We start from the raw sequence: 25,311 nt of genomic DNA, 5'->3' as shown, positions 1-25,311 counted from the left end.
TATTTCTGGTATTTTTTAAATGGTTAAAGAAAACGTGAAAAATACCTCTTATCGCTTCGTTCTGGAGCCCGCTATTAGCGATGATGGTGCCTACCACTCGTGGGAATTGCTCACTAAAGACATTATAGCACCCGCACAAAATAACACCTCCGCGCCCACGTTTTCTTTCTCCACGCTCACCGAACGCGACAAGCTTGCACTATTTACCCGGCAAATCGAATTGCTTTCCGTCTTTGATTTTTCCCAGGTCGATAATAAGCCGATCTCGCTGAATATTGATGATTTATTAAGCCATTTTATTCTGACCGATCGCTATCTGTGTGATTTTCTGCGCGCCAGTAAATACATCGCCCTGGAAATAAATGAGAATTTTCATGAGTTTATCGCCGGTCGCGAACTGACGGCGCTGAGCACGCTGGCGGCGCTTTGCCCGGTCTGGCTGGATGACTTTGGACGCGGACGCACGACTTTCCGGCTGCTGGAGCGATTTCGCTTCGATTGCGTCAAAGTGGATAAAGATTATTTCTGGGACAAAGAAAACGATCCCGCTTTGCCTGGGCTGTTACAGGCTATTCATACCCTGACCGGGCATGTGATTGTGGAGGGGATCGAAACCGAAAAGCAAAAACGGTTAATCACTGCGGCCGGGGATATCATTGGTCAGGGCCGTTACTGGAAGGATGAATATATCTTTCTCTGCTGCTGAGCCCCCACCGGGTCGAGGTTTCGGTGACCTGCCATTCTTTTCTTATCCAGTTTTAAACGAATGCTTTGTTACAGATAGGCTTTATTCCCGCGATGATAATCCCGTCTCTTTTACTTGCCTGAAGGATAACTCATTGTGAATACACGCTTGCGTAACACCCTGATCGCCATTGCGCTGACCACCTGCTTCACTGCCGCCAGCCAGGCGTCGACCTCGGCTGACGTGCCGTCTGTCTCGCAGGACCCGGTCGTCCAGCATCTGAAGCTGAGTGAGGAGCAGGTCGCCAAAATCCAGGCGCTGCGTCAGGGATTCGAAAACAATGTGAGCCAGATTAAAATCAGCGGCTATCAGGACGGCGCCCTGGCCGACGTTATTCACTCCGGGAAATGGGATGAAGCTAAAGTCAAACAGCAGCTGGCTGCTTTTGGCCAGCTGGATCAGCAGGTGCGCTACTATCGTGTGAAATACTACTTTGACGTCAGCCAGGTGCTGACTGCCGAGCAGCGCGAGCAGGTGAAAAAAGACCTCGCCGCGGCGATTAATTAACCCGGCCTTCGCCATCCGCTCCGGATGGCGCTGAATCGGGCGACAGACGCCGCGTGTCCGGCGCCAGTCGCCCAGCTTGACTGACTTACTGACCGTGGCCGTTTTCCAGACGGGCGAAATACTCCGGAGCAAACGGACGCGGGTCGACATCGGCAAACGGCGCACGCTCAAAGTGTGGCTTCAGCGCCCAGGGGACCGTGCAGTCAAAAATCATCTTGCAGCTGATACCTTCCCCGCGGATCGACGGACTGTATTCCGGCGTCTGGGAAGGATCGAGCTGGTGACCGCGGATACCGGGGAGGGTGGTGATGCTGACATCCCCCTGCATGCGGGTGGTCATCGCCCACAGGATATCGTCGCTGTCAAAGATATCGACATCCTCATCAACCAGAATGATGTTTTTCAGTTCGGAATAGGTCGCCAGTGCCAGCAGCGCAGCCTGTCCCTGACGACCTTCGTCGGCGGGCTGACGTTTTTTCACCTGCAGGATCCCCAGAAATTTACCGCCGCCCGCGGTGTGGGCGTAGACATTTTGTAAGAAGCCCGGGATGGCAGCCTCGACGGCATTCCAGATACTGGCTTCCGTCGGCAGCCCAGCGAGGGTGGTATGCTCTTCCCCCGGTCCCACCAGCGTCTGCAGGATCGCATTGTGCCGCATGGTGACCGCTTTGACTTTGATCACCGGCAGCGACGGGTTGGCGCCGCCGCAGTAGCCGGGAAATTCCGGCATCGCGTGGCCGCTGTTGGTGTGCTGATCCTCTCTGACGCGCACGCCGGGCAGCAGTTCGCCTTCAATAACGATCTCGGCGCGGGCGATGGCTTTCTCCGGGACGCTGACGCCCTGCACCAGCTCCACCGGGCGCTGACGCAGCGCGCCGGCCACGCCCAGTTCGTTATAGCCAAACGGCGTGGTGGGGGCTTCGAAGCAGGCGCCAATATAGATGGCCGGGTCGAGACCCATATTGATGGTTATCGGCAGCGGTTTTCCGGCAGCCTCGGCTTTCTGGCGAAACACTTCGATATGGCGGCCGGCGGCAAGAAACATCGACAGCTCATCCCGGCCCTGCACGCACAAGCGGTGGATGGTGACGTCGGTGAGCGAGGCGTCGTCAGGATCGCTGGCCAGCGCCATGCCCAGGCAGAAGAAGGGGCCGGCGTCGATCGGGGTGTTGGTGGGCGCCGGGAGCAGGGTGCGCAAATCAAAGTCCGGATCGTCGGCCAGAAAGATCTGCTCCTGACAGGGGGCGCTGTCGGCCGGGACGACTACCGGCGCGACCGGTGTTTTCACCGCTTTACCCACCTCCAGCGCCAGCTGCGAAGCTTCGCAGCCCAGCAGCAGCGCTGCCCGCTGGCGGCTGGCGTGCATGCCCACCAGAATGCGCGAATGCGGATAGCCCTTAATATTGTTAAACATCATCGCCGGGCCAATGCGGGTGGGGCGCTTCACGGTGCCGCCGGCGCCGATATGGCGATAAACGCCGGCCAGCTCGGCGTTAGGGTCCACCGGATGATTGGTTTCGAGGTATTGATTGTCATGCTGTTGCAGCAGCGCGATGGCGTCGCGCAGATCCTGAATCGGTGCGGTCATGATGTTCTCCTTAGCGTGTCGATGCGCACAGTATGCTTCGCAGGCTAATGGTTATCAATTGCATCATTCATGCTTTATTGATAATATTTTTGTTATCAATCAAGCCCACCGGAGTCCGGCCATGTCCTTGCGAGCGTTACGCCATTTTGTGGTCGTTGCCGAAGAGTTACATATGCACCGGGCGGCGGAGCGGTTGCATATCGCCCAGCCCGCCCTCAGCCAGCAGATCAAACAGCTCGAGCAGCGTCTGGGGGTGGTGCTCTTCTCCCGCGCTAACCGCCGTCTGACCCTGACCGCCGCGGGCGAGGCCTTTTGGCAGAAGACGCGGCTGGCGCTGGAGATGGTCGACCAGGCGGCACTGGACGCCCAGCGCACCGCGCGGGGCGAGCAGGGAAGACTGCATCTGGGGTATGTCTCCAGCGCGATGTACGACAGCAAACTGCCGGGGCTCCTGCGCGAGCTGCGCGCCGACTGGCCGGGGATTGAGCTGTCGCTGGTGCATGGCGATGTGCAAATGCTCTACGAAGCGCTGCTGGATCTGCGCCTGGATATCGCCATCATCCGCGCGCCGCTGGCCTCGCCGCCGGACGCGCTGGTGGTCAGGCCGTTTATGCGGGAAAAGCTCTGTCTGGCGCTCTATCAGCAGCATCCACTGGCAGGGGTAGGGGCGCTCAATCTGGCCTCATTGCGCGCGGATAACTGGATCTCTCTTAACGATCCGCAGGGCACCGGGCTGGAGCAGGTATTTATTGACGCCTGCCGCGTCGCGGGCTTTACGCCGCAGGTGGCGCAGCGGGTCAACGACGTCACCTCGATGATTAGCCTGGTCTCCGCCGGGGTCGGGGTGGCCCTGGTTCCGGTCTCGGCGCGGGCCTTACGCCTCGATAACGTGGTGTACATCGATCTTCAGGACCGGCTGGCGGAGAGTGAGCTGAGCATGGTTTACCACCGCCATATCCGTTCGGCGGTAGTACGGAAAGTCATCTCGCTGCTCAATGCGACTGAGCACTCACCCGGTTAACCGGTCTTCAGGCGGCCAAAGCTGACAATCCTTGAGCGGCCCAGCTCTTTCGCCCGGTACAGCGCGGCGTCCGCCGCGCGCAGCAGGCTGTCGCTTTGGGTATGCTGCGGATAGCTGGCGATACCAATCGACACATCCACCTGACCTATTTCGGTCAGACCATCGCGCAGCGTCATATTATGCACCTGGGTATAGATCTCGCTGGCGCACTGGTGCGCCTCGGCTTCGTCAATGCCGGGGAGCAGCACCAGAAACTCCTCGCCGCCGTAGCGGAAAGCCATGCCGATATCGCGCACCGCGCGCTGCACGATGGTGGCGACGCTCTTAATCACCAGATCCCCGGCCTCGTGGCCGTAGCGATCATTGATGGCTTTAAAATGATCGATGTCGATCATCAGACAGCTCAGCGGGGTGTGGGTATGGACCGCCAGCGCCATCTGTGAATGCAGCGCTTCGTCAAGATGATGGCGATTACGCAGGCCGGTCAGGGAATCGAACAGCGCTTTTTCCAGTAGGGCGCTGCGTAAGCGCTGATTGGCCAGCGCCAGGCCCAGCGCTTCCGCCATCAGCTCAAGGTAGGCCCGGGAAGGGGCGTCACTGGCGGTAACGTTCTGAAAGGTCAGCAGCCCGATGGCTTCGCCCTGGGCGATAAGCGGTACGCAGAGCGACTGGCCGGCGTGCGCCTCTGGCAGATGATAGCAGGTGATATCGGGTTCGCCCTGCACCGGCGGATGGCTGAGTCCCCGACGTATCGCCCAGCAGTCGTCGGGTGAAAAGGGCGTCGTCTCCCCGGTGGGCGTTAGCCACTGCGCCACGCAGCGCATCTGCCAGGGATCGGTATCCAGAATATACAGTTTCCCGGGGATCGTCGGGGCGATATTCGGCGCAAACAGTTCCGCCACCTTAATCACATCCTCAATGGTTTCACAGCCCTGCAGCCGCTGGGTCATGCGCGCCAGCAGTTCGCGGATCGCCCAGTCGGCGTCGCGCTGCTGCTCCAACTGCTGGCGGGCCAGGCCGTTCTCGCGAAAAATGCGGATGGCCTGGGCCATATCGCCAATCTCATCCACCTGAGTGAACTGCGGCGTCTCCACCGCATAGTCCTGGGAGGCGAGACGCTGCACCACGTCGCTCAGGCGAACCACCGGGTAGAGCACCCGGCGTTTGAGAATAAAGCCGAGGACGAACAAAAACATCAGGGCGGTCAGGCCGACCATGATTTCCGACAGGGTTCGCCAGATCCGCGAGCGGTCGGTAGCCTGGTCAATGGCAACGGCGGCGCGATTTTCGAGCATCTGGCGGAAGCGATCGATCTGCGTCTGCATACGTTCCAGCTCGGTCTCGTACGCTTTGCCATACAGTATCGCGATGGCCGCTGGCGCATCGCCGTTGGCGACATGCGCCAGGGCGGCCTGCTGTTCATCCTGAAGTTCAGCGGCAATCTGCAGGCCATCGTGCAGCAGCGCCAGCTCCTCGCGGTTGGCGCCGTTATCTTTCAATCTGGCCAGCCGCAGCTCAATGCTTTTGTCGCTCCGCTGCAGCTGCTGATACTGCTCCAGCGTCTCCGGCGAGGGCTTAACCACGTATAGCCGGGCGAGGTCAGACAACGCCCAGGCGTCGTTTTCCACCTCGTCGGAGAGGGTATCAAAGACCTGGCGCTGCTGTACCGCCTGGCGTTCGACGCGGTCAGCGCTGGAGGCCATGAGCATGGCGCTCCCGGATGCCAGCGTCAGGCCGACGGTGATCCCGTAGGCCCAGTTGGTGATGGTGGCGATTCTCACCCTGTGTTTCCTTGCATGCAGATGAAGCGGTTTTAATTATAGAACCCGCCCCCGGTTATGACGGCGGCCCGCTTCAGGGACGGTGCTCGCTGCGGGGGTGTTCAAGGGTCTGAAGAATGATGGCGTGTAGCGTTTCCGCATGGTGGCGTAAAACGAGAAAGACATCGCGATCCAGAGCGCCATTTATAACATCCGTTTCCATAATCTGTAAGGCCTCCTGCCAGGCCATCCCTTTACGATAAGGGCGATTTTCGGTCAGGGCGGTGAAAATATCGGCGATGGAGATAATCCGGTCGGCGAGGGTCAGGTGATCCTTTTCGAGATGCAGAGGGTAGCCGCTGCCGTCCAGTTTTTCATGATGATTCGAGGCCCAGTTGATAATGTCGCCAAGCTCGCTGTAGTCGCTCAGGAGATCTCCGGTCATGTAGCTGTGCTCGCGTACCTGACTCAGCTCGTCGTCATCCAGCTCGCCCTCTTTTTCCAGAATAGAAAGAGGGATATAAACCTTACCAATGTCATGCAGATAGCCGGCAACCTGTATTTGCTGGCAGGTGGGCTCTGGCAGCTGCATCCAATGGGCAAGCTGGCGGGCGATTTCCCCCACCATAATACTGTGGCTGGCGGTAAAGCTGCTGTAGGTGTCGACAATTTTGGCAATCAGCAGGCAGACATCTTTCAGACCGTCAATATCCAGATATAGCGTGTTGATGGGGGCAATAATTTCCAGCAGCCGTTGAATATGCCCGGGATGCAGGTGCTGCCAGAAGCTCGCATTTTCAGCGACCTCGCACAGGGTATCGCAGAGCAGCGGATCGATCTCCCGGTGCAGGGTGACGAACTGCTCCACCACTGCCCGCGTGGGCCACGCGGCCACGCGGCTATCCGCCGGCAGCAGCCGTTCAAAGGCATCGGCGAAATAGACAATATGCTGTTCGCGGCTGCCGCGGTGCTCCGGGCTAAAGTGGTGGTCGCGAATAAAGGGGACGATGGGCTGGAAGGTTGCTAACCCCTCAAGCATCGCCGCCCCCTGGCGCTGATGCGGATCGTGGATATTATCGATGGCATCCAGCGAATGGATGGTGCGTCTATCACCCAGTACGCCGATATCGTGCAGCAGCGCGGCGCAAAAAATGGTCTGCTGACGCTCGGCAGGCAGCCCCAGCCTTTGCGCCAGCGTCAGCGCGATTAAGGCCGTTCGTTGCATATGCCGGTGCAGTTCAGGGTTAATGATCTGAATGACGTTGGTGGTCAGCATCAGGGCCGACTTCAGGGCAATGCGCATTTCTGTTCTCCGTTCGCGTCACCTGGCGGGCATAAATGACCTCGAGGGTGACGGAAGTGTCGATAATCTGATCGCAATGCGTGTTGTGTGTTGCTGAACGGGTAAAAACTCATAATGTATGGGGTCATGGCGCCTGCCCGGTTCAGATCCAGTCATGCACCAGATTTGGGCGATGTTGAGGCGAGAACCTTATTATTGTCTGATAGTTAACCATTTACCCCCCGTAAAAGATATCAATTCTGGCAAGCCCTTTGCATTAAGCAAGCGTAAGTTTGATTAATGTCTATGAAGGGAGTGACCTGTATGAATTTTAGAGCATTACTTGCCATTGCGTTACTGACGATAAGCAGCCTGGCGTTTAGCGAGACGCGTTTACCGCATATTGTCATTTTAGCCACCGGCGGGACGATTGCCGGCTCGGCGGCCAGCAATACCCAGACGACGGGCTATAAAGCCGGGGCAATTGGCGTGCAGACGCTGATTAACGCCGTGCCGGAAATCAGTAAAATTGCCCACGTCGAAGGTGAGCAGGTGGCGAATATCGGCAGTGAGAATATGACCAGCGATATTATTCTGCAGCTCTCGAAGCGGGTGAATGCGTTATTAGCCCGGGATGATGTCGATGGCGTGGTGATCACGCATGGCACCGACACCCTCGATGAAACCCCTTATTTCCTCAATCTGACGGTGAAAAGCAATAAACCGGTGGTCTTTACCGCCGCGATGCGTCCGGCGACGGCGATCAGCGCCGACGGGCCGATGAATCTGCTGGAAGCCGTCACCGTCGCCGCCGACCCGGATGCCCGCGGGCGCGGGGTAATGGTGGTGCTTAACGACCGCATCGGCGCGGCGCGCTTCGTCACCAAAACCAATGCCACCTCGCTGGATACTTTCCGGGCGCCGGAGGAGGGGTATCTTGGCGTCGTGGTGGGGGGAAAACCCCAGTTTGAAACGCGGGTGGATAAGATCCACACCCTGCGCTCGGTCTTCGATGTGCGTCAGCTGAAGGCCCTGCCGAAAGTGGTAATCATCTATGGTTACCAGGACGACCCGGAGTATATGTACGATGCGGCGATCGCCCATCATGCCGACGGTATTATTTACGCCGGCACGGGGGCAGGTTCGGTGTCGGTACGTAGCGCCGCCGGTATTAAAAAAGCGCAGCAGGCGGGCATCGTGGTGGTGCGCGCCTCCCGCACCGGCAGCGGCGTGGTGCCGCCGGACGACAGCCAGCCCGGGCTGGTGGCCGATTCCCTCAATCCAGCGAAAGCGCGTATTCTGCTGATGACGGCGCTGACGCAGACCAAAGATCCGCTGCTGATCCAGCAATATTTCCACACCTACTGATCCTCTGCCGCCGGGGCGTCCATCACGTCTTCGCTGCGGTTTGCCCTACAGTGACCCGATGTCGGGTCACTGTCCGCGCTAAACACGGTGCTTTATGCCGGTAAGGCGTAAAGAAATATTTTTTCAGCGGCGGGTAAGGGCGGTATTAACGCGCAAACAATTGCCAGGGCGCTTATTTTTAAAGCATCTTTAAATAAGTCTATTCTTAATTATTCCCTTAAGGCGATTTTAATATTCCTTATGCTGACGGATAAAAAATGAGTCACGCTGAAGGGGGAACCCTTTTATTTTTTCGCGGCACAGACGAAGAGCTTGGAGACGCGGGCAGGCTGCGGGCCGTGTGGCTGAGCGGGCATCAGACCCCGGCAGACAAGGCGTTCTCGCGTCGGGTTTCGATTATGTCCGGTAGTAACGCTGATGATTAGCGTGAAAATGATATGCACGATGAATATATTAAGAAGAGGATAAGATTTAAGTTTACATTTAGTAACATTTGTGCCGCAATTATGTTTTTTTGTCAGCACGCTGTTTTTTACTTGCCGGAGGGAATTTCAGCGGATTAGTATTGTCCTACTTGCTGTACGTACCGCCTAATGATGATAAATGGATTCTGTTTTCCTTAAGCGTTACCACATAATTAATGTTTACAGGAAAAATCATGGCCTGCGTATTTAATAAACAACTTTTACACCCGCGCAACTGGCTGACCTGGTTTGGGCTCGGCATCCTCTGGTTGATTGTACAACTGCCTTATCCGCTGCTGCATTTTATCGGCACCAGCGCGGGTCGTCTTTCCCGACGTTTTCTCAAACGCCGCGAACATATCGCCCGGCGCAATATTGAACTCTGCTTCCCGGAGATGTCGCCGGCGGCGCGCGAGACCCTGATCGATCAAAACTTTATGTCGCTGGGAATGGGGCTGATTGAAACCGGCATGGCCTGGTTCTGGAGCGACGAACGGGTCAAAAAATGGTTTGATGTCGAGGGCTTTGCCAATCTTAATCATGCGCTTAGCGGCGGGAAAGGGGTGATGGTCGTCGGCGTGCACTTTATGTCGCTGGAGCTGGGCGGGCGCGCCATGGGGCTGTGTCGTCCAATGATGGCCACCTATCGTCCGCATAACAGTCCGCTGATGGAGTGGGTGCAAACCCGCGGTCGCCTGCGCTCGAACAAAGCGATGATCGATCGTAACAACCTGACCGGCCTGGTACATGCCTTAAAATCAGGCGAAGCGGTATGGTTTGCTCCGGACCAGGATTACGGCCCCAAGGGCAGCGTGTTTGCGCCGTTTTTCTCCGTCCCGCAGGCGGCAACCACTAACGGCACCTATGTGCTTTCCCGCTTATCGGGGGCGAAAATGCTGAGCATCAGCATGGTGCGCAAGCTGGATCGCCAGGGCTACAGCTTGCACATTAGCGAAGTGATGAATGACTATCCGGGTGAGGATAAGCAGATCGCCGCCGGCTATATCAACAAGGTGATTGAGCGCGAGATCCTCCGCGCCCCTGAGCAGTATCTGTGGGTGCATCGCCGTTTTAAAACCCGCCCGCTGGGTGAACCTTCCGTCTATTAACCTTCCCGCACAGGCTGCGCTTTCAAAATCCCGACAGTTGGGGTAACGTGAGCCGGATCATGTTTTAGTCGTGCGCGAAGGAGTGCAGAGTGTTCGCTGAGTTTGGTGTTCTGAATTATTTGACTTACCTGGTCGGGGCGGTGTTTATCATCCTCGTCCCTGGCCCTAATACGTTTTTTGTGCTGAAGACGGGCATTGCCCACGGCGTGAAGAAAGGCTATCTGGCGGCGGCGGGCGTCTTTATTGGCGACGCGGTGCTGATGTTTCTGGCCTTTGCCGGCGTGGCGACGCTGATTAAGACCACGCCGGTGCTGTTTAACGTCGTCCGTTACCTCGGGGCGATTTACCTGCTGTGGCTGGGGGGCAAAATGCTCTATGCGGTGCTGACCCAGCGTGACGGCCAGGCCGACGCCAGCGCAGAGCCGGCGAGCGCGATCCTCAAGCGTTCCCTGACCCTGAGCCTGACCAACCCGAAAGCGATTCTGTTTTATGTGTCGTTTTTCGTGCAGTTTATCGATGTCAACGCCAAAGCCCCCGGGGTGGCGTTCTTTATTCTGGCGCTGACCCTTGAGGTGATTAGCTTCTGCTATATGAGCTTTTTGATCCTCTCCGGCTCGTTTGTCACCCGCTACGTCAAAACCCGCAAGAAGCTGGCTAAACTTGGCAACAGCCTGATTGGCCTGGTTTTCGTTGGATTCGCCGCGCGCCTGGCTACCCTGCAGTCCTGATCCCCACGGGCCGGTTACTCACAGACCGGCCCGCCGCCTCTTATTCTGTCCTGTAACAAAAACCCTTCATTTTTTATTGCATTGGTGTTACATATACAGCCGTTTATCGCTCAGCAAAAAGGAAGCCCGGATGATTCTGCAAAAACTCCTCAGCAATAAAAACTGCAAAAAATACTGTCTGTCGCTCGCGGCGGTGTTTGCTATCGCGCTGGCGGTGGTGGGACGGGCGACCTTTGGCGGCGTGGTGAGCGAGTACAATATGCCGTACTCGGAGTGGACGACGTCTATGTTCTTCCTGCAGGGGGCGATGGTGACAGTTTACAGCATCGTCTTTACCGCGCTCTTCGCTATTCCGCTCGGCTTTATTTTCCTCGGCGACGAGCGTCAGGATTAAGCGTCAACGGGCGAACCGCGGTTCGCCCTGTCTTATCGGCTCATCAACAGCGTGAAGCATTAATCATCGTCATGATAGTGGTGATGGTGGCGATGGTGGTGATACCCATCGTCAACAATGCATCCCGATAACAGCGTGCACAGCGCGATAATCAACGGTAACACGATCGGCTTTTTCATCCTTACTTCTCCCGCTATTTTTCTTTCCCCGTGGCCGAGAATGCCGCGGCGGATAACGTGAGTGTAAAGCGTTAACTTATTGATGGGATAGGACAACTCCGCAATATCGTCGCGGCGATCACCACCAGCCGAACTGGGCGCCGGCCACCGCCACGATGGCGACAACCAGCATAATAATGGTGCTTTTTTTCATTATGCCCCGCCCGGCGCCGCATAGCCGCCGACAAAAAACCAGCCGAGAAAGACGACGGCGATGATAAAGATCGCCACCGGGAAAAGAATACCCAATTTCATGATAGTGTCCCTGTACCCACGAATGATGCCCTGCATGATACTGGATATCGCGTGACTTTAGTCAATATGAATAAAATTCTCCTGCCGGCGAGACTTCTTATCCTGATACATCGCCTCATCGGCAGCGCGTAAGGCCGCTTCAACATCGATACTCTGCGGATCGCAGATGACCACCCCGAAGCTGGCGCCCTCATAGTTGATACGCTGTTCGCCGAGGAAGTAGACCCCGCACAGGGCCTGGCGCAGGGTGGTGACATACGCCTGCTGCGCCGCGGGCGGCTGGGCGCTACCGACGATCAAAAACTCATCGCCGCCAAGGCGGCCAACGATATCTTCACGGCGCGCGACGGCGGTGAGTCGTTCACCGACCTGCACCAGAAAGCTGTCGCCGCACGGATGGCCGAACCGATCGTTAATGGCTTTGAAACCGTCGAGATCGATAAAAATGAGCGCGACCTGTTGCTGCTGAGCGCGGGCGGAGGCAAAGCGTAGCGCCAGCTGCTTAAACAGCGCGCGGCGGTTAGGGAGCTGGGTGAGCTCATCGGTAGACGAGTGCAGCTCCAGCGCGACGTTTGCCGCCTGCAGCTGTTGCACCAGGGTGTCTTTTTCCACGTAGTGGGAAATGAGCTTCGCGAACAGGCCCATGACCTGTTCACCTTCAAGGTTATAAGGCTGTTGTTGCCGGCTGGTGGCGCAGAGGGTACCGAACAGAGAGCCGTCGGCCAGGCGCACAGGAATGCTTAAAAAGGTGGCGATCCCCAGCTCCTGGGCGGCGATGCAGGAGTGCCAGCGACGGGCGACGTCATTGCTAAACGTACACTGATCCTCAAGGGCGCGTTTGCACAGGGATTCATCCCAGGGGACGGAAAACCCTTCCGGGATCTGCATTTCGCTGCTGTTGTGGGCGAACATGATCTGTTGCCGCTGGGCGTTGATATCGATGCGGGTAAGGTAGGTGGACTCCATTCGCGTCACCGCCTCCAGCATCTCCAGCAGCTGGCGCACCAGGGTTTCCAGGGACTGTTCCGTAGCAAGGGTTTGCGACACCCGGGCAAGAATAAAATCTGACATGAATAATACAGCTCCAGCACGCCAAACGTCACCCCAGCATATTGGGCTGCAAACGGACATCAGCGTCGAATAAACAGTGATATTTTTAAATTTATCACATCTTTCTGGGGAATACTTGTCGACTCGCCGGGAAAAAAAGCCCCGTCGGGGGCGACGGGGAAAAACTCATTGATTATGGAATGATCTGTTCTCTGGTCAGTTCGAGAACAGGGGCTACTCTACGGGGGAAAAGTGCAGGCAAGATGGAGAAACCATGGAGATTCAGGCTAAAATCCCCGGGAATTGGAGAAAGGGAGAAAAGATGAAAAAGTTACTGGCTATTTTGCCCCTGGCGTTGGCCGGCTGTGCCCAGCCGCAGCCCACCGCGCCGACGAAAACCATCGGCATGCCCAATCCCGCGGCGGTCTACTGTCAGCAATCCGGCGGCACCCGGGTGCCGGTGCAAACGCCGCAGGGCGTCAGCACCCAGTGCAAGCTGCCCAGCGGCGAAACCCTCGATGAGTGGGCGCTATGGCGCCGGGACCATCCGGCTAAATCGTAACCGGCAGGGCCGCCAGCCAGGCGGCCAGCACCCGGGCATGATTCTGCTCGGTGTTCTTCGCGGCGTACAGCAGCGTCAGCGTCTGGCGCTGCGCCAGCGCCGCCAGCCGCAGGCCCGTGTCGCGATGGGCGTCGAGCTCCTGAAGATAGCGCTGGCTGAAGTGGGCGAAATCGATCGCCTCGCCGTGAAAGGCTTTCCGCAGCTCAGCGGACGGCGTTAACTCTTTACACCACTCATCACAGGCCAGCGCCTCTTTTTTAATCCCCCGCGGCCAGAGACGGTCGACCAGCACCCGGTAGCCGTCGCTGCTTTCCTGCGGATCGTACACCCGTTTACATTGAATCATCATCCTGCTCCCTCTGTGCCATCCAGGCGAGCAACTGCGGGATCTGCCCGTCGGAAAATACCGTGATGCCGTGGGCGCGCAGCAGCTCGGCGGCCACGCCGACGCCCGCTTTGCGCCGCCCGCGAAAGGAACCGTCATAGATAAACTGGCTGCCGCAGGTGGGGCTGCCGTCGGTGAGTAACGCCGCCTGACAGCCCGCTTCCCGGGCGGCGCTGAGCGCCAGCCAGGCGGCCAGCTGATAATGTCCCGTGACGTCGCGGCCGTCGCTTTCCACGATCCGCGCCCGTCCGGCAAGCACATCGCCGCCGGCGCCGCCGACGATCTCCGCCGGCAGGCGGGGCGTCGGCAGACCGGCCGCCAGCTCCGGGCAGTGGATCACCAGACGATCCGCCTGCTGCCAGCGTGACAGGGTCGCCGCCAGCTGCGCCTTCTCGCTACCGTTATATCGCACCTGGAATCCCATCAGGCAGGCGCTGACCAAAAGCTTACTTTTCATCCTCTCTCCCTTTTGCGCTTGCTCCAGTATACCTCACCCGCCGGCCACGGCGGTGGGGTGAAAATAAGGATTGTGTTCCACAGAGGGGATCGCTATCCTGACGTGCCTTGTGCTGCTCGTCTCGTCCAGACATAAGGAACCTGCTATGAAAACCCCTTTACGCCTCGCCCTTGTCGGCGATTATCACCCCGATATTGTTGCCCATCAGGCCATTCCCCTGGCAATAGACGATGCTGCCGCCGTGCTGGAGCAGCCGGTGAAATATGACTGGCTCGCCACCCCGTCGATCGCCTCCGGCGACGCGCTGGCGGAGTACGATGCCGTCTGGGTCGTTCCCGGCAGCCCGTATCGTCACCCGGAAGGCGCGTTTACCGCTATCCGCTATGCCCGTGAAAACAGCATTCCTTTCCTCGGCACCTGCGGCGGCTTTCAGCACGCGGTGATTGAATACGCCCGTAACGTGCTCGGCTGGCAGGATGCCGGTCATGCGGAAACCGACAGCGAAGGGCGGATGGTGATCGCGCCCCTCAGCTGCTCGCTGGTGGAGGCTTCTGCCGTCGTCGAGCTGCGGGCGAATACGCTGATTGCCCGCGCCTATGGTCGGGAGAGCATTGAAGAGGGCTACCACTGCCGCTACGGTGTGGACAGCGCGTTTGCCGCGGAGCTGGAGCAGGGCGATCTGCGCGTCACCGGCTGGGATGAAGAGGGTGAGATCCGCGCCGTCGAGCTGGTGACGCACCCGTTTTTTGTCGCCACCTTGTTCCAGCATGAGCGCCACGCGCTGGACGGGCGTCCTGCGCCGCTGGTGCAGGCGTTGCTGCGCGCCGCGGCACAATAACCCTACCGGCAGCGCCCGCTGCCGGTCATCTTCAGGGATGAATCTCCCGGTCGCGCCCGGCGAGGGCGCCGCAGATCGCCATCACCAGCGAAATCAGCGCCACCGCCAGCAGCGGAATATGCCAGTCGCCATTGGCATCGTGGATCCTGCCCATCAGCGGCGGCCCGCAGGCGGCCAGCAGATAGCCGACGCTCTGCGCCATCCCCGACAGCGCCGCGGCCTGGTGCGCCGAGCTGGCGCGCAGGCCGATAAACGTCAGGCCGAGGATCATCGTGGCTCCGGAGCCAAAGCCGAACAGCAGCGTCCAGCCGATCGCCAGCCCTGGCTGTAGCCACAGCCCGGCGGCGCTGATGGCGCACATCAGGGCGACCAGCACCGCGATCCCGCGCTGGTCGCGCAGCCGATGCAGGATCAGCGGTATCGCCAGGCCGGGCGCAGCGGTCGCCAGCTGCAGCAGGCCATGCAGCGAGCCGGCCTGCGCTTCGCTATAGCCCATACTCTGCAGAATCGACGGCAGCCAGCCGATAATCACGTAATAGACCAGCGAGTTGATGCCGAGGAACAGCGTCACCTGCCAGGCCAGCGCCGACCGCCAGATCCCCCGGTTATGCATGGCGCCTGAGCCGGTCAGCGGGGCCTCCGCTTGACGCCGGGACTGCGGCAGCCAGCTGAGGAGCGCCAGCAGCGGAAAGATCATCAGCAGCAGCAGCGCCCCGCGCCAGCCGAATCCGGCCATCGCCACGGGGACCACCAGCGCCGAGCCTAGCGCCGCTGCGCCGCCCATCGTCAGGGAATAGGCGCCGGTCATCCGCGCGACATGCTGCGAGAAATCCCGTTTAATCAGCCCGGGCAGCAGCACGTTTCCCAGCGCAATGCCGCAACCGATCACCGCCGTGCCGATAAACAGCCATGCAGCGGAGGGCAGGGAGCGCAGGGCAATGCCGGCGCAGATCAGCAGCATCGCCAGCAACAGGCTGCGCTCCATGCCGAACCGGCGGGCAACCCCTGCCGCCAGCGGCGAGACAAGGCCAAAGGCCAGCAGCGGCAGGGTGGTGAGCAGCCCGGTCTGCGCGGTGGTCAGGCCATAGTCGCTACGAATCGCGTCCAGCAGCGGCGCCGCGCCGGTAAAGACCACGCGCAGGGTGGTGGCGATGAGCAGGATACCGGCAATCAGCAGCGCGGAGCGGCGGCCGGTGGAGGAGGTCACAGAAGACATATCATTCTCAAAGTAACTAAAGAGGGGGGTTACGATAGCGACTTTGTCCTCTGTTTAAATCAAGCTAAAATGACAGATTATCGCTAATATCGGACAACATGATGATCGGACTGGGTCTGGATGGTTATGAACCGGACAGTGGCCACGAATCGGCCATTGCCTTTCGTATTCGGGTGGTGGAGGCGGAGCAGTATATTCCGGCGCATTCCCACCGTAAGGGGCAGCTGATCCTCGCCCTGCACGGCGCCTTAACCTGCGAGGTGGAGAACGCGATGTGGATGGTGCCGCCGCAGTATGCGGTGTGGGTCCCGGGGCAGCTTTCCCACAGTAACCGCGCCACCCCCGGCGCCCAGGTGTGCTTCCTGTTCATCGAGCCGGGCGCCGCGCCGATGCCGGACCGCTGCTGTACGTTAAAGATTTCCCCGCTGGTGCGGGAGCTGATCCTCGCCCTGGCGGAACGCGGCGGGGAGTCGCTGGCCGCCCCCGCCACGGCCCGGCTGGTGCAGGTTCTGTTTGATGAACTGCCCCGTCAGCCGCAGGAGCACCTGCAGCTGCCGGTATCGAACCACCCGAAAATTCGCCAGATGGTGACGATGATGGCTGAGGATCCGGCGCGCTGGCAGACCCTGAACCAGTGGGCGGCGGAGTTCGCGATGAGCGAGCGCAATCTGGCGCGGCTGGTGGTGCGTGAAACGGGGCTGAGCTTTCGCCGCTGGCGCCATCAGCTGCAGCTGATCCTTGCACTGCAGCAGCTGATCCGCGGGCAGACGGTACAGCAGACGGCCCAGGCGCTGGGCTACGATTCCACCACCGCCTTCATCACCATGTTTAAGAAAGGGCTGGGGCAGACGCCGGGCCGCTATCACGGCAGCCTGGCTACGACTTCCCAATAAACAGCGAGATGATCCCGGCGGCAATCAGCGGCCCGACCGGGACGCCGCGAAACAGGGCGACGCCGAGCACCGTACCGACCAACAGCCCGGCCACCAGATGCGGCTGGGAGCCCATCAGCGAGACGCCGCGTCCGCCAAGCCACGAGACAAACACCCCGACCGCAATCGCCAGCAGCGATTTCCAGTTCATAAAGGAGTGGATCAGCGTCGATGGCGGCAGCGTGCCGCTGGCGATGGGCGCCATCACGCCGATAGTCAGAATGATGATCCCGACGGTCAGGCCCTGCTTCTCAATCCAGGGAAAGAAGGCGTTCAGCGGCGTGACGCGCACGATAATCAGCACGAGGATGGAGATTGCTACGGTGGTGTTATGACTGATAAAGCCGAGCGCCGCCAGACCCAGCAGGATCAACAGGGTGGTATCAAACATGTACAGAGGTCCTTGCCAAAAAAAGAATGCCAAAAAATATCCCGCTGACTCTACGCATCGTGGCGTGAATAAACAGGATTTTTACGCCATGCGGCGGAAATCAGGGCCGATGCCCGGTTAGCTAAGACGGCGAAAGGTCGCGATCTCCGGTCGGGCGATATGTAAATAGTCTTCGGTATCGAGAATGATCGATCGGTCCAGGCGCCCGGCGTTAAAGGCGATTTGTGGGAAGCGCTCAAACAGCAGCGGGTCGGCCACCAGCCGCAGCGCCGGATGGAAACTGAAGGGGGGAATGGCGCCGAACGTGCAGGCGGTGAGCGCTTCCACTTCCGCCGGGCTGGCCAGCGAGGCTTTGCTGCCGCCGATATGCCGGGCCAGGCTGGTGAGGTCGGCCTGCCGATCGGCGGCGAGGATCGCCAGCACATGCTGGTTGACGCCGTTTCCTTTGACTTTACAGACTAACGCTTTCGCGCCCTGGCCAAGCGCGGTGCCGCGGATCGCCGAGACGGCTTCGCACTGGCCGACCGCCTCGTGCGCCATCACCCGATAGCGCGCCTGATGTTCGTCGAGCAGCGCGCACAGCCGCTGATGGATATTACCTTCTACTGCTTCAAGCATAGCGTCCTCCTGACTTCATAAAGCAGCCAGCTTAGCGCTGTTGCGCCGGCCTGCCAACGGTGGGCCGGCAAATTCACTATTCACTCATTATTGCTTCACAGTGCTGTGGTGCAATCCCGCAGGGCTGGATGAGTTTTGTAAATAAAAAAAAGAATGATTTTCATTTTCAATCGAACTTTTTTTATTTCGCTCAGTCTCTATCGGACGACACAGAATATTAATGATTGCCGTAATGAGGTTAGGATGATGCACGATGCAACCATGCAGGGCTCCCCACGCAAGAAGTTTAATAAAATAAGGGAGCTCAACAGACGGCGAAATTACTTTACTAAGAAAGTACGTAATGCCCTGCGGGTGGGCGTGGCGAAAGCGCTCTGGGATCGCCGACGCCGTCAGCCGGTGGATTTGTCGTCCGCGAAAACCGTCTTACTGATGCGCAATGAGGGGGCGGTCGGCGATGTGGTGGTGGATTCCGCGCTGGTGAAATGCCTGCATCAGTCAGGCTATATCGTTGATTTCCTGCTGACGACCTCTAATAGCCAGGTGATGCGTTATAACCCGCGGATCCGCTATATTTATGAAGCTGACCCGGTTACGTCAGCCGATTTTTTGCGAAAATTTAATCATAACGTTCCCCGCGATGTTATTAATGAACTGGCTAATAATAAGTACGATATTATTATTGACCCTTCGCTGTTCGATATTCCCGTGCATCGCCTGCGGCTTTTCCGACAAATAAAAGCGAAATCGGTGCTCGGGTTTAATAAATGGCCGTCGATTAAGCATTACTCCCACTCTTTTGATTTTGACTGCCAGCGCTGGCACGTGACGAAAACGTTCGAGTTGATCGCCGATTATCTCAAACTGGACACCCGCGGGCTGGACGCTTACGACCTGGCGGTGCCCGGGCCGATTATGCAGGAGGTGGCGCAGTATCTGGCATCGCTGAGCAGAAAAGCGGTAGTGATTAATATTTTTGCCGGCCATGGCGACCGCAGTCTCTCGCAGACGCAGTTGGCCGAACTGCTCGACAAGCTGCTGGCTCGCCATCCGGGGATCGCGGTTATTCTGCTCGATCACCGGCGTGAGATCCGCATCCCGCTGCCGCCGGAGGTGGTGATTAACCCATTTAACACGTTACACCATGCGATGGCGCTGATCGCCCTGGCGGAGCTGATTATCTCCCCGGACACCTCGGTGGTGCACATGGCAGCGGCGTGGAACAAACCGCTGATCGCGGTCTACAAGGACGTTCTGCTTAATAATCGGCTGTGGGCCCCGGGCTATGACAACGCCAGGCAGATCATCGTTAAATGTGGGAAGGTGCATCAGCATCGCGAGCTGGTGGATAGAATTATAGCGGCGCTACCGGAGACGCTGTGAGGCGATGAGGGGAGACAGGTAGGGCTCACCTGCTGGCCGTATGCAAGAGCCAGCAGGTGAGCGAAGGTTGCATTGCCAGTCTGCAACCGCCGCTATTGTACTGTTGCCCGTGGCTCTGCCACATCCGGGAAAGCTCTTAAAGAGGGGGGGCGCCGCGACTAACGGGCGGCATTACTCTTCAGTGAGCCACATGTCCGCCTCTTCAAACATCTCCTGCACCGTGCGGCTGATCAGCTCTTTTTCATGCTTGCTGGCGTCGGTGTTGATCGCCGGCAGCGTCATCATCGGCTTCACGCGCACTTCCGCCTCCGGGAAAATGCGCTGCATGCGTTTGGTCAGCTCGTTAAGAATGGTCTCTCTGGCGCCCGGCAGCCCGGCAAAATTGCGCTTGTCATAAATCAGTTCCACAAACATCTTCTGTCCTCTGTATGCTGATCGCGGGCGTTAGTTTTACTGTATTAATGTACAGTGTCAAGCGAATGCCGCGGCGCGGCGCATCTACCACCTTGCGCGGCGGGCGGGCTGCGCGCAAAAGCAGCAAACGGTTCGCGGGCGCTGAAGAGGACCCCCATTGACATCAAGGAGTTATTTCAGTGCTGGCGATTGATAGCTGGAGCCGATATTGACCGGCAAAACAGGCAAAACTACTGTATATATATTCAGTATTGTGTGATGGGTTAAAAAATGAACTTTTACACGCCGGTTGAGCTACGTCAGATTGTCTCCTTTCCCTTTTTTGCCGACCTGGTGCAGTGCGGCTTTCCCAGCCCGGCCCAGGACTATGTCGAGAAGCGAATCGACCTCAACGAGCTGCTGGTGCAGCATCCCAGCGCGACCTATTTTGTCAAAGCCGCAGGCGACAGCATGATCAATGCCGGCATTGACGAAGGCGATCTGCTGGTGGTGGACAGCGCGCGTAAAGCGGAGCATGGCGATATCGTCATTGCCGCCGTCGGCGGCGAATTTACGGTAAAAAAGCTGCAACTTCTGCCCCGGGTGCAGCTTAACCCGATGAACCCGGCCTATTCGCCCATCGTGGTCGGCCGCGAGGAGACGCTCGATATTTTCGGCGTGGTGACCTACATCATCAAGGCGGCGGGTTGATCATGTTCGCGCACTGTGATGTGAACGCCTTTTATGCGAGCTGCCAGACTGCATTCCGGCCAGACCTGAAGGGGCGCCCGGTGGTGGTGCTGTCGAACAACGATGGCTGTGTGATCGCCCGCTCGGCGGAGGCGAAGCCGTTTGTGAAAATGGGCGAACCCTACTTTAAGCAGAAGGCGGCGTTTCTTCGCCACGGCGTCGTGGCGTTCAGCAGCAACTATGAGCTGTACGCCGACATGTCCAACCGGGTAATGACCACCCTGGAAGAGCTCGCCCCGCGCTGCGAAATTTACAGTATCGATGAAGCCTTTTGCGATGTCAGCGGCGTGCGCCACTGCAAAGATCTGACCGACTTTGGCCGGGAAATCCGCGCCACGGTGCAGCAGCGCACCCATCTGACGCTGGGCGTCGGGATCGCCCCGACCAAAACCCTGGCGAAGCTGGCCAACCACGCGGCGAAGCAGTGGCAGCGGCAGACGGGCGGGGTGGTGGATTTATCCTGCCCGCAGCGGCAGCGGAAGCTGATGGCGCTGTTGCCGGTGAGTGAGGTCTGGGGCATCGGGCGGCGGATCGGTAAAAAGCTTGAGGCAATGGGGATCGGCACGGTACTCCAGCTGGCGGAGAGCGATATCCGCTTTATCCGCAAGCACTTCACGGTGGTGCTTGAGCGAACGGTACGGGAGCTGCGCGGCGAGCCTTGCCTGGCGCTGGAGGAGTTTGCTCCCGCTAAGCAGGAAATTATCTGCAGCCGCTCGTTCGGGGATCGCATTACGGCCTATGAGGATATGCGCCAGGCGATCTGCAGCTATGCCGCGCGGGCAGCAGAAAAGCTGCGCGGTGAGCATCAGTACTGCCGGTTCGTCTCCGCCTTTGTCAAAACCAGCCCCTTCGCGCTGAATGAACCCTATTACGGCAACAGCGCCTCACTGAAGCTGCTGACGCCGACGCAGGATTCCCGGGATATTATCGCCGCGGCGACAAACTGCCTGGACGCCATCTGGAAAGCGGGGCATCGCTATCAGAAGGCCGGGGTGATGCTCGGCGATTTCTACAGCCAGGGCGTCGCCCAGCTGAACCTGTTCGACGAGCTTGCCCCGCGGCAGAACAGCGCCAGGCTGATGCAGGTGCTCGACCAGCTGAATGCGAAAAACGGCAGGGGGGCGCTCTATTTTGCCGGCCAGGGGGTCCAGCAGCAGTGGCAGATGAAGCGAGAGATGCTATCGCCGCGCTACACCACGCGATACGGCGACCTGCTCCGCGTCAGATAACGCGCGCTATCCCTGCACCGCAGACGGAAAAACCGCCGCCAGCCAGTCAATAAAGACGCGGAGCCGGGGCGGGACGTGCCGGTGCCGGGCATAGACAACGTGAAAAGGATAGGGAGCCGGGCGCCAGGCGCTGAGGATCTCCACCAGCTCGCCGCTCGCCAGCGCCGGTTTCAGCGAATAGGTAAAGGTCTGCACAATGCCTAAGCCCGCCTCGCCGGCGGCAATATGCGCGTTGCTCTCATTGATGCCGAGATGGTGCTCCGTCTTCAGCTCGGTGCTGACGCCGTGACGGGCAAAACGAAACGGAAACGCTCTGCCGCTGGCCGGCGACAGGTAGCTGATGAGCCGGTGGCCATGGTTCAGTTCATCCGGTGAGACGGGCGTACCATAGCGCTGAAGATAGCCCGGGGTGGCGCAGGTAACCAGCGCCGCCTCGCCGATTTTACGGGCGATCAGCGTCGAGTCTTCCATCGGTCCGCCGCGGATGGCGCAGTCAATATTGCCGCCGATCAGGTCCGAGGGCTTATCGGCCACTTGCAAATCGATACGGATATCCGGCCAGGTGGTCATAAAGTCCGCCAGCAGCGGGATCAGCACATCGCGCGCGGTCGACCCGCCGATGGCGATCCGCAGATGGCCCTTTGGCTTATTGCGGGCGGTATTGAAGGCGGCGTCGATCTCTTCCAGGTCTTCCAGCAGGCGCCGGGCCTTTTCATAGTATTCCCGTCCTTCCGGCGTCACGGTGATACGCCGCGTAGTGCGCTGCAGGAGAGAAACCCCAAGATGCGCCTCCAGTTGCTGAATGGTTTTGCTGAGGGTGGCGTTGGGCATATTCAGCGAGTCCGCGGCGCGGGTAAAGCTGCCGGCTTCGACAACGCGGGTGAAGGCTTTAAGAGCTGAAAACCGGTCCATTATTCGCTTTATCCTGGTTACTGGAGGTGATTATCCACCGAGGGGAAGAGTGTTTTTCAGATTAGGCCATTTTTCCGCCTCGCCGGGACGATTACAGTGCTTTCCATACCCGGCGGGGCGCTTTCGCGAGCCTGGCCTGTTTATACTCTAACCAAGGAAATGCACCATGAGCAAAAAACTTGCGGATAAAGTGGCGTTAGTCACCGGCGGCAGCGCCGGGATTGGCCTGGCGTCGGCGAAAGCGCTGGCGGAGCAGGGCGCGAAGGTGTACATCACCGGCCGCCGTCAGGAGGAGCTGGATGCGGCGGTAAGATTCATCGGACCCGCCGCCCGCGGGATCCGCGCTGATGCCGGCGTGTTAAGCGACCTTGACGCGGTATTTGCGACCATTGCCGACGAGTCCGGCCGGCTGGATGTACTGTTCGCCAATGCCGGCGGCGGAGACATGCTGCCGCTCAGCGCCGTTACCGAAGCGCACGTTGACCGGATTTTTGCCACTAACGTGCGCGGGGTGGTGTTCACCGTGCAGAAAGCGCTGCCGCTGCTCACCGACGGCGCCTCGGTGATTTTGACCGGCTCTACGGCGGCGGTAAAAGGGACGGCTAACTTCAGCATCTATAGCGCCAGTAAGGCCGCAGTACGCAGCCTGGCGCGCTCCTGGGCGCTGGAGGTTAGCGACCGCGGGATCCGCATCAATGTGGTCAGCCCGGGGCCGGTACGTACCCCGGGTCTGGGAGGGCTGGTGGCGGAGGCGGATCGCCAGGGCTTGTTCGATGCTCTGGCCGCCGGCGTACCGCTCGGGCGGCTGGGCGAGCCGGAGGAGATTGGCCGGACGGTGGTGTTTTTAGCGTCGGATGAGTCGAGCTTTATTAACGCCGCAGAGATCTATGTCGACGGCGGGCTGGCGCAAATCTAAGCGCCGGCTGACGCCAGGCGAGTCGTCCCAGCGGAGACCGGGGCGGCTCGCCGTGTTGGCGATCGCTGACGCACCGTCCGGAGGCAGCTTATTGCGCGCCCAGCTGTTTCATCAGCGTCAGGTTATCTTCAATATGCCAGTTGGCGGTAATTTTACCGCCGCGGATCTGATAGATATCGGTGGCGATAAAATCGATATTTTGTCCCTTACCCTGCCGGGTGCCGAAGGTCCCGGTAAAGTGGCCATGAAAATGTAAGTGTGAGACCACCCGGTCACCGGCCACGATCATTTGTTCGACATCACAGCGTAAATCCGGCACCGCCTGGCGAAACGCTCTGGAGGCGAGGATCGCTCCTTCCGGCCCCTGTCGGCGGCCTTCCGGGGGCGTTTTATCGATAAAATTCTTCGCCAGCGCCGCCCGGGCCAGCGCGGCATCACCGGTATTCCAGAACGTGGCATACTGCCTGGCGACATATTCATTGGCGGCGCGAGTGGCCGCGGGAAGGCTGCCGTCAGCGATGAGTTGCGCCGGCTTCAGCAGATCCTGTTGGGCTGCATACGCGGAGCCGGACATTGCGACAAGCAGCAGCGCGGTGGCGCAGCGACGGCGAATGAGGCCGCGTCTGGCCAGCGTGCGGGCAACCGCGACACCACGGCCGGCAGGTAACATTTTGCGGGTCATTTTCACTCTTTATGCTCCGTATAGAAGGGATAGTCGGTATAGCCCGCCGCCGTGCCGCCAAACAGCGTACCGGGATCGCTGACGGTCGCCAGCGGCCAGCGGTGCAGAAGCCGCTGCGGCAGGTCGGGATTGGCAATAAACGGCCGGCCGAAAGCCACGAGGTCGGCGAGACCGGCGTCAAGAATGCGCTCCGCCTTCTGCTGATCGTAATTCCCGGCCACGATCAGCGTGCCGCTGAAGGTCGCGCGCAGCGTGTCGCGGAAGCGTCGGGGAACGGCTGGGGCATCGTCCCAGTCCGCCTCCGCCAGATGGATAAAGGCGATGCCCTGCTGTTCGCACCAGGCCGCCAGGGCAAGGATGGCATCGATCACCTGCGGGTCATTCATCCCGCGCTGGGTAATGAAGGGGGAAAGGCGGATGCCCGTCCGCTCGCGGCCGATTGCGTCGCCGATGGCGGTCAGCACCTCCTGGGCAAAACGGATCCGGTTGTTCAGGCTGCCGCCGTACTCATCGGTACGCTGGTTGGCGGTCCGCCGCAGGAACTGGTCGATCAGATAGCCATTGCCGCCGTGTACTTCCACGCCGTCAAACCCCGCCGCGATCGCATTGCGCGCCGCCTGACGGTAATCGGCGACAATACGCTGGATATCCGACCGGGAGAGCGCCCGCGGCGGTGAACAGTCCACCATCTGGCCCCGGCCCTGCTCATCCACCACCCAGACCTGGGCGTCCGGCGCCAGCGCCGAGGGGGCCACGGGTTGACCATCCGCATGAAAACGGGCGTGCGACATGCGTCCCACGTGCCAGAGCTGAGAAAAAATAACGCCGCCGGCCTGATGTACGGCTCGGGTCGTCAACTGCCAGCCGGCAATCTGGTCTGCGGAATGCAGGCCGGGCGTCCAGGAATATCCCTGTCCCTCGGAAGAGATTTGCGTCGCTTCCGTAACGATCAATCCCGCGCTGGCGCGCTGGCGGTAATACTCCGCCATCAGCGCGGAGGGGATATTTCCCGGCTGCAGCGCGCGCGCCCGGGTCATGGGAGCCATGACGATACGGTTTTTCAGCGGCAGCGTACCGATGCGATGACGATCAAAAAGTGAGAGCGTGTTCATAGTGGTGTCCCTTGCGAAGTGGAATGGAAATCACTTTACAGTCGGG

Annotated in this window: 30 protein-coding genes and 1 pseudogene; 14 read left to right on the top strand and 17 right to left on the bottom strand. The window is 59.3% G+C overall.

Going from position 1 to position 25,311, the window contains the following annotated elements:
* The first annotated feature begins 19 nt into the window (after window positions 1–19).
* Window positions 20–706, top strand: coding sequence for a KPN_01159 family EAL domain c-di-GMP phosphodiesterase (locus ACQUTI_RS08400; protein WP_004203719.1), 687 nt, complete (start codon window positions 20–22; stop codon window positions 704–706).
* A gap of 135 nt (window positions 707–841) precedes the next feature.
* Window positions 842–1,252: a Spy/CpxP family protein refolding chaperone gene (locus ACQUTI_RS08395; protein ID WP_017898654.1), complete on the top strand. Its 411-nt coding sequence runs from the start codon at window positions 842–844 to the stop codon at window positions 1,250–1,252.
* A gap of 85 nt (window positions 1,253–1,337) precedes the next feature.
* Here ACQUTI_RS08395 and ACQUTI_RS08390 read toward each other — a convergent pair whose 3' ends face one another.
* Window positions 1,338–2,840: a UbiD family decarboxylase gene (locus tag ACQUTI_RS08390; protein ID WP_428923237.1), complete on the bottom strand. Its 1,503-nt coding sequence runs from the start codon at window positions 2,838–2,840 to the stop codon at window positions 1,338–1,340.
* Between the two features lie 121 nt (window positions 2,841–2,961).
* Here ACQUTI_RS08390 and ACQUTI_RS08385 point away from each other — a divergent pair, with 121 nt between their 5' ends.
* A complete protein-coding gene (locus ACQUTI_RS08385; RefSeq protein WP_032425984.1) occupies window positions 2,962–3,861 on the top strand; it encodes a LysR substrate-binding domain-containing protein in 900 nt (299 codons plus the stop codon).
* Here ACQUTI_RS08385 and ACQUTI_RS08380 read toward each other — a convergent pair.
* Both ACQUTI_RS08380 and ACQUTI_RS08375 read right to left on the bottom strand, forming a co-directional pair.
* Window positions 3,858–5,642 (bottom strand): diguanylate cyclase, encoded by a 1,785-nt coding sequence (locus ACQUTI_RS08380; RefSeq protein ID WP_043519434.1) that lies wholly within the window; start codon window positions 5,640–5,642, stop codon window positions 3,858–3,860. The genes ACQUTI_RS08385 and ACQUTI_RS08380 overlap by 4 nt on opposite strands.
* A 73-nt stretch (window positions 5,643–5,715) precedes the next feature.
* Window positions 5,716–6,924, bottom strand: coding sequence for an HD domain-containing phosphohydrolase (locus ACQUTI_RS08375; protein ID WP_043519433.1), 1,209 nt, complete (start codon window positions 6,922–6,924; stop codon window positions 5,716–5,718).
* Window positions 6,925–7,227: 303 nt separating this feature from the next.
* Here ACQUTI_RS08375 and fraE point away from each other — a divergent pair, with 303 nt between their 5' ends.
* The 4 genes from fraE to ACQUTI_RS08355 all read left to right on the top strand — a co-directional run bounded on the left by fraE (window position 7,228) and on the right by ACQUTI_RS08355 (window position 10,966).
* Complete coding sequence (fraE, locus tag ACQUTI_RS08370; protein ID WP_049115112.1) at window positions 7,228–8,271, top strand: fructose-asparagine asparaginase; 1,044 nt, start codon at window positions 7,228–7,230, stop codon at window positions 8,269–8,271.
* A 658-nt stretch (window positions 8,272–8,929) separates the two neighbouring features.
* Window positions 8,930–9,844 carry a kdo(2)-lipid IV(A) palmitoleoyltransferase gene (lpxP, locus tag ACQUTI_RS08365; RefSeq protein ID WP_017898648.1) on the top strand — a complete coding sequence of 305 codons (915 nt, stop codon included), beginning with the start codon at window positions 8,930–8,932 and terminating at the stop codon, window positions 9,842–9,844.
* A gap of 89 nt (window positions 9,845–9,933) precedes the next feature.
* Window positions 9,934–10,572 (top strand): leucine efflux protein LeuE, encoded by a 639-nt coding sequence (gene leuE / locus ACQUTI_RS08360; RefSeq protein ID WP_004203730.1) that lies wholly within the window; start codon window positions 9,934–9,936, stop codon window positions 10,570–10,572.
* A 130-nt stretch (window positions 10,573–10,702) separates the two neighbouring features.
* Window positions 10,703–10,966 carry a DUF2534 family protein gene (locus ACQUTI_RS08355; protein ID WP_004203731.1) on the top strand — a complete coding sequence of 88 codons (264 nt, stop codon included), beginning with the start codon at window positions 10,703–10,705 and terminating at the stop codon, window positions 10,964–10,966.
* 59 nt (window positions 10,967–11,025) lie between these two features.
* Here ACQUTI_RS08355 and ACQUTI_RS08350 read toward each other — a convergent pair whose 3' ends face one another.
* The 4 genes from ACQUTI_RS08350 to ACQUTI_RS08335 all read right to left on the bottom strand — a co-directional run bounded on the left by ACQUTI_RS08350 (window position 11,026) and on the right by ACQUTI_RS08335 (window position 12,510).
* On the bottom strand, window positions 11,026–11,145 hold the full coding sequence (locus tag ACQUTI_RS08350) for a hypothetical protein (RefSeq protein ID WP_048294499.1): 120 nt from the start codon (window positions 11,143–11,145) through the stop codon (window positions 11,026–11,028).
* A gap of 118 nt (window positions 11,146–11,263) precedes the next feature.
* Window positions 11,264–11,338: a protein YoaJ gene (yoaJ, locus tag ACQUTI_RS08345; protein WP_137910537.1), complete on the bottom strand. Its 75-nt coding sequence runs from the start codon at window positions 11,336–11,338 to the stop codon at window positions 11,264–11,266.
* Entirely contained in the window at window positions 11,338–11,439 is a 102-nt protein-coding gene (locus ACQUTI_RS08340) for a YoaK family small membrane protein (protein WP_004150782.1), read from the bottom strand. Before ACQUTI_RS08340 ends, yoaJ begins: the two co-directional genes overlap by 1 nt.
* A gap of 57 nt (window positions 11,440–11,496) precedes the next feature.
* Entirely contained in the window at window positions 11,497–12,510 is a 1,014-nt protein-coding gene (locus tag ACQUTI_RS08335) for a sensor domain-containing diguanylate cyclase (RefSeq protein ID WP_017898645.1), read from the bottom strand.
* 301 nt (window positions 12,511–12,811) lie between these two features.
* Between ACQUTI_RS08335 and ACQUTI_RS08330 the strand changes: the two genes are divergently transcribed.
* A complete protein-coding gene (locus ACQUTI_RS08330) occupies window positions 12,812–13,051 on the top strand; it encodes a putative hemolysin (protein ID WP_004203736.1) in 240 nt (79 codons plus the stop codon).
* On the opposite strand, the gene ACQUTI_RS08325 is transcribed toward ACQUTI_RS08330, so the two are convergent.
* Window positions 13,041–13,379 carry a DUF488 domain-containing protein gene (locus tag ACQUTI_RS08325; RefSeq protein WP_074195258.1) on the bottom strand — a complete coding sequence of 113 codons (339 nt, stop codon included), beginning with the start codon at window positions 13,377–13,379 and terminating at the stop codon, window positions 13,041–13,043. The genes ACQUTI_RS08330 and ACQUTI_RS08325 overlap by 11 nt on opposite strands.
* A 4-nt stretch (window positions 13,380–13,383) precedes the next feature.
* Window positions 13,384–13,893 carry a DUF523 domain-containing protein gene (locus ACQUTI_RS08320; RefSeq protein WP_048294500.1) on the bottom strand — a complete coding sequence of 170 codons (510 nt, stop codon included), beginning with the start codon at window positions 13,891–13,893 and terminating at the stop codon, window positions 13,384–13,386.
* A gap of 145 nt (window positions 13,894–14,038) precedes the next feature.
* On the opposite strand from ACQUTI_RS08320, the gene ACQUTI_RS08315 reads away from it, so the two are divergent.
* Window positions 14,039–14,731: a CTP synthase C-terminal region-related (seleno)protein gene (locus ACQUTI_RS08315; RefSeq protein WP_004203741.1), complete on the top strand. Its 693-nt coding sequence runs from the start codon at window positions 14,039–14,041 to the stop codon at window positions 14,729–14,731.
* A gap of 31 nt (window positions 14,732–14,762) precedes the next feature.
* On the opposite strand, the gene ACQUTI_RS08310 is transcribed toward ACQUTI_RS08315, so the two are convergent.
* Window positions 14,763–15,938, bottom strand: a complete 1,176-nt coding sequence (locus tag ACQUTI_RS08310) for a CynX/NimT family MFS transporter (RefSeq protein ID WP_162921973.1) — start codon at window positions 15,936–15,938, stop codon at window positions 14,763–14,765.
* A gap of 107 nt (window positions 15,939–16,045) precedes the next feature.
* Between ACQUTI_RS08310 and ACQUTI_RS08305 the strand changes: the two genes are divergently transcribed.
* Entirely contained in the window at window positions 16,046–16,840 is a 795-nt protein-coding gene (locus ACQUTI_RS08305; protein WP_072500731.1) for an AraC family transcriptional regulator, read from the top strand.
* Here ACQUTI_RS08305 and ACQUTI_RS08300 read toward each other — a convergent pair.
* The 3 genes and pseudogenes from ACQUTI_RS08300 to ACQUTI_RS08290 all read right to left on the bottom strand — a co-directional run bounded on the left by ACQUTI_RS08300 (window position 16,824) and on the right by ACQUTI_RS08290 (window position 18,140).
* Window positions 16,824–17,270 carry a DUF441 domain-containing protein gene (locus ACQUTI_RS08300; protein WP_004203746.1) on the bottom strand — a complete coding sequence of 149 codons (447 nt, stop codon included), beginning with the start codon at window positions 17,268–17,270 and terminating at the stop codon, window positions 16,824–16,826. The two genes, ACQUTI_RS08305 and ACQUTI_RS08300, sit on opposite strands and share 17 nt — an antisense overlap.
* A 117-nt stretch (window positions 17,271–17,387) precedes the next feature.
* Window positions 17,388–17,888: a YbaK/prolyl-tRNA synthetase associated domain-containing protein gene (locus ACQUTI_RS08295; RefSeq protein ID WP_108450516.1), complete on the bottom strand. Its 501-nt coding sequence runs from the start codon at window positions 17,886–17,888 to the stop codon at window positions 17,388–17,390.
* Window positions 17,889–17,983: 95 nt separating this feature from the next.
* A pseudogene (locus tag ACQUTI_RS08290) lies at window positions 17,984–18,140 on the bottom strand (hypothetical protein).
* Here ACQUTI_RS08290 and ACQUTI_RS08285 point away from each other — a divergent pair.
* Complete coding sequence (locus tag ACQUTI_RS08285) at window positions 18,135–19,271, top strand: glycosyltransferase family 9 protein (protein ID WP_162921974.1); 1,137 nt, start codon at window positions 18,135–18,137, stop codon at window positions 19,269–19,271. The pseudogene ACQUTI_RS08290 and the gene ACQUTI_RS08285 overlap by 6 nt on opposite strands.
* A 171-nt stretch (window positions 19,272–19,442) precedes the next feature.
* On the opposite strand, the gene ACQUTI_RS08280 is transcribed toward ACQUTI_RS08285, so the two are convergent.
* Window positions 19,443–19,685, bottom strand: coding sequence for a DinI family protein (locus ACQUTI_RS08280; protein WP_004203750.1), 243 nt, complete (start codon window positions 19,683–19,685; stop codon window positions 19,443–19,445).
* A gap of 270 nt (window positions 19,686–19,955) precedes the next feature.
* Here ACQUTI_RS08280 and ACQUTI_RS08275 point away from each other — a divergent pair, with 270 nt between their 5' ends.
* Entirely contained in the window at window positions 19,956–20,375 is a 420-nt protein-coding gene (locus ACQUTI_RS08275) for a translesion error-prone DNA polymerase V autoproteolytic subunit (protein WP_004203751.1), read from the top strand.
* A 2-nt stretch (window positions 20,376–20,377) separates the two neighbouring features.
* Window positions 20,378–21,643 (top strand): Y-family DNA polymerase, encoded by a 1,266-nt coding sequence (locus ACQUTI_RS08270; protein ID WP_004203752.1) that lies wholly within the window; start codon window positions 20,378–20,380, stop codon window positions 21,641–21,643.
* Window positions 21,644–21,649: 6 nt separating this feature from the next.
* Here ACQUTI_RS08270 and ACQUTI_RS08265 read toward each other — a convergent pair whose 3' ends face one another.
* On the bottom strand, window positions 21,650–22,555 hold the full coding sequence (locus ACQUTI_RS08265) for a LysR family transcriptional regulator (protein ID WP_043522466.1): 906 nt from the start codon (window positions 22,553–22,555) through the stop codon (window positions 21,650–21,652).
* Window positions 22,556–22,721: 166 nt separating this feature from the next.
* Here ACQUTI_RS08265 and ACQUTI_RS08260 point away from each other — a divergent pair, with 166 nt between their 5' ends.
* Window positions 22,722–23,471: an SDR family oxidoreductase gene (locus ACQUTI_RS08260; protein ID WP_023317977.1), complete on the top strand. Its 750-nt coding sequence runs from the start codon at window positions 22,722–22,724 to the stop codon at window positions 23,469–23,471.
* A gap of 88 nt (window positions 23,472–23,559) precedes the next feature.
* On the opposite strand, the gene ACQUTI_RS08255 is transcribed toward ACQUTI_RS08260, so the two are convergent.
* Together ACQUTI_RS08255 and ACQUTI_RS08250 are read right to left on the bottom strand one after the other, a co-directional pair.
* The gene (locus tag ACQUTI_RS08255; protein ID WP_043522480.1) at window positions 23,560–24,153 is read right to left on the bottom strand and encodes an ester cyclase; all 594 of its coding nucleotides are present in this window, start codon (window positions 24,151–24,153) and stop codon (window positions 23,560–23,562) included.
* Window positions 24,154–24,155: 2 nt separating this feature from the next.
* Entirely contained in the window at window positions 24,156–25,265 is a 1,110-nt protein-coding gene (locus ACQUTI_RS08250) for an alkene reductase (RefSeq protein ID WP_108450515.1), read from the bottom strand.
* Window positions 25,266–25,311 lie beyond the last annotated feature (46 nt).

It is taken from the genome of Klebsiella sp. 7-CIP_Kleb. (assembly GCF_050378655.1).
GTDB lineage: Bacteria > Pseudomonadota > Gammaproteobacteria > Enterobacterales > Enterobacteriaceae > Klebsiella > Klebsiella quasipneumoniae.
The sequence above is the reverse complement of the archived record's forward strand: the minus strand, read 5'-3'. Positions and strand labels throughout refer to the sequence as shown.

Excerpts from the sequence above, each read along its gene's own strand:
- fraE (WP_049115112.1), top strand. The coding sequence starts at position 7,228 with ATGAATTTTAGAGCATTACTTGCCATTGCGTTACTGACGATAAGCAGC.
- ACQUTI_RS08300 (WP_004203746.1), bottom strand. The coding sequence starts at position 17,270 with ATGTTTGATACCACCCTGTTGATCCTGCTGGGTCTGGCGGCGCTCGGC.
- ACQUTI_RS08280 (WP_004203750.1), bottom strand. The coding sequence starts at position 19,685 with ATGTTTGTGGAACTGATTTATGACAAGCGCAATTTTGCCGGGCTGCCG.
- ACQUTI_RS08340 (WP_004150782.1), bottom strand. The coding sequence starts at position 11,439 with ATGAAATTGGGTATTCTTTTCCCGGTGGCGATCTTTATCATCGCCGTC.
- ACQUTI_RS08285 (WP_162921974.1), top strand. The coding sequence starts at position 18,135 with ATGCACGATGCAACCATGCAGGGCTCCCCACGCAAGAAGTTTAATAAA.
- ACQUTI_RS08315 (WP_004203741.1), top strand. The coding sequence starts at position 14,039 with ATGAAAACCCCTTTACGCCTCGCCCTTGTCGGCGATTATCACCCCGAT.
- lpxP (WP_017898648.1), top strand. The coding sequence starts at position 8,930 with ATGGCCTGCGTATTTAATAAACAACTTTTACACCCGCGCAACTGGCTG.
- ACQUTI_RS08295 (WP_108450516.1), bottom strand. The coding sequence starts at position 17,888 with ATGCTTGAAGCAGTAGAAGGTAATATCCATCAGCGGCTGTGCGCGCTG.
- ACQUTI_RS08335 (WP_017898645.1), bottom strand. The coding sequence starts at position 12,510 with ATGTCAGATTTTATTCTTGCCCGGGTGTCGCAAACCCTTGCTACGGAA.
- ACQUTI_RS08400 (WP_004203719.1), top strand. The coding sequence starts at position 20 with ATGGTTAAAGAAAACGTGAAAAATACCTCTTATCGCTTCGTTCTGGAG.
- ACQUTI_RS08350 (WP_048294499.1), bottom strand. The coding sequence starts at position 11,145 with ATGAAAAAGCCGATCGTGTTACCGTTGATTATCGCGCTGTGCACGCTG.
- ACQUTI_RS08305 (WP_072500731.1), top strand. The coding sequence starts at position 16,046 with ATGATGATCGGACTGGGTCTGGATGGTTATGAACCGGACAGTGGCCAC.
- ACQUTI_RS08385 (WP_032425984.1), top strand. The coding sequence starts at position 2,962 with ATGTCCTTGCGAGCGTTACGCCATTTTGTGGTCGTTGCCGAAGAGTTA.
- ACQUTI_RS08250 (WP_108450515.1), bottom strand. The coding sequence starts at position 25,265 with ATGAACACGCTCTCACTTTTTGATCGTCATCGCATCGGTACGCTGCCG.
- ACQUTI_RS08320 (WP_048294500.1), bottom strand. The coding sequence starts at position 13,893 with ATGAAAAGTAAGCTTTTGGTCAGCGCCTGCCTGATGGGATTCCAGGTG.
- ACQUTI_RS08275 (WP_004203751.1), top strand. The coding sequence starts at position 19,956 with ATGAACTTTTACACGCCGGTTGAGCTACGTCAGATTGTCTCCTTTCCC.
- ACQUTI_RS08270 (WP_004203752.1), top strand. The coding sequence starts at position 20,378 with ATGTTCGCGCACTGTGATGTGAACGCCTTTTATGCGAGCTGCCAGACT.
- ACQUTI_RS08330 (WP_004203736.1), top strand. The coding sequence starts at position 12,812 with ATGAAAAAGTTACTGGCTATTTTGCCCCTGGCGTTGGCCGGCTGTGCC.
- ACQUTI_RS08390 (WP_428923237.1), bottom strand. The coding sequence starts at position 2,840 with ATGACCGCACCGATTCAGGATCTGCGCGACGCCATCGCGCTGCTGCAA.
- ACQUTI_RS08265 (WP_043522466.1), bottom strand. The coding sequence starts at position 22,555 with ATGGACCGGTTTTCAGCTCTTAAAGCCTTCACCCGCGTTGTCGAAGCC.
- ACQUTI_RS08255 (WP_043522480.1), bottom strand. The coding sequence starts at position 24,153 with ATGACCCGCAAAATGTTACCTGCCGGCCGTGGTGTCGCGGTTGCCCGC.
- ACQUTI_RS08375 (WP_043519433.1), bottom strand. The coding sequence starts at position 6,924 with ATGCGCATTGCCCTGAAGTCGGCCCTGATGCTGACCACCAACGTCATT.
- ACQUTI_RS08355 (WP_004203731.1), top strand. The coding sequence starts at position 10,703 with ATGATTCTGCAAAAACTCCTCAGCAATAAAAACTGCAAAAAATACTGT.
- ACQUTI_RS08260 (WP_023317977.1), top strand. The coding sequence starts at position 22,722 with ATGAGCAAAAAACTTGCGGATAAAGTGGCGTTAGTCACCGGCGGCAGC.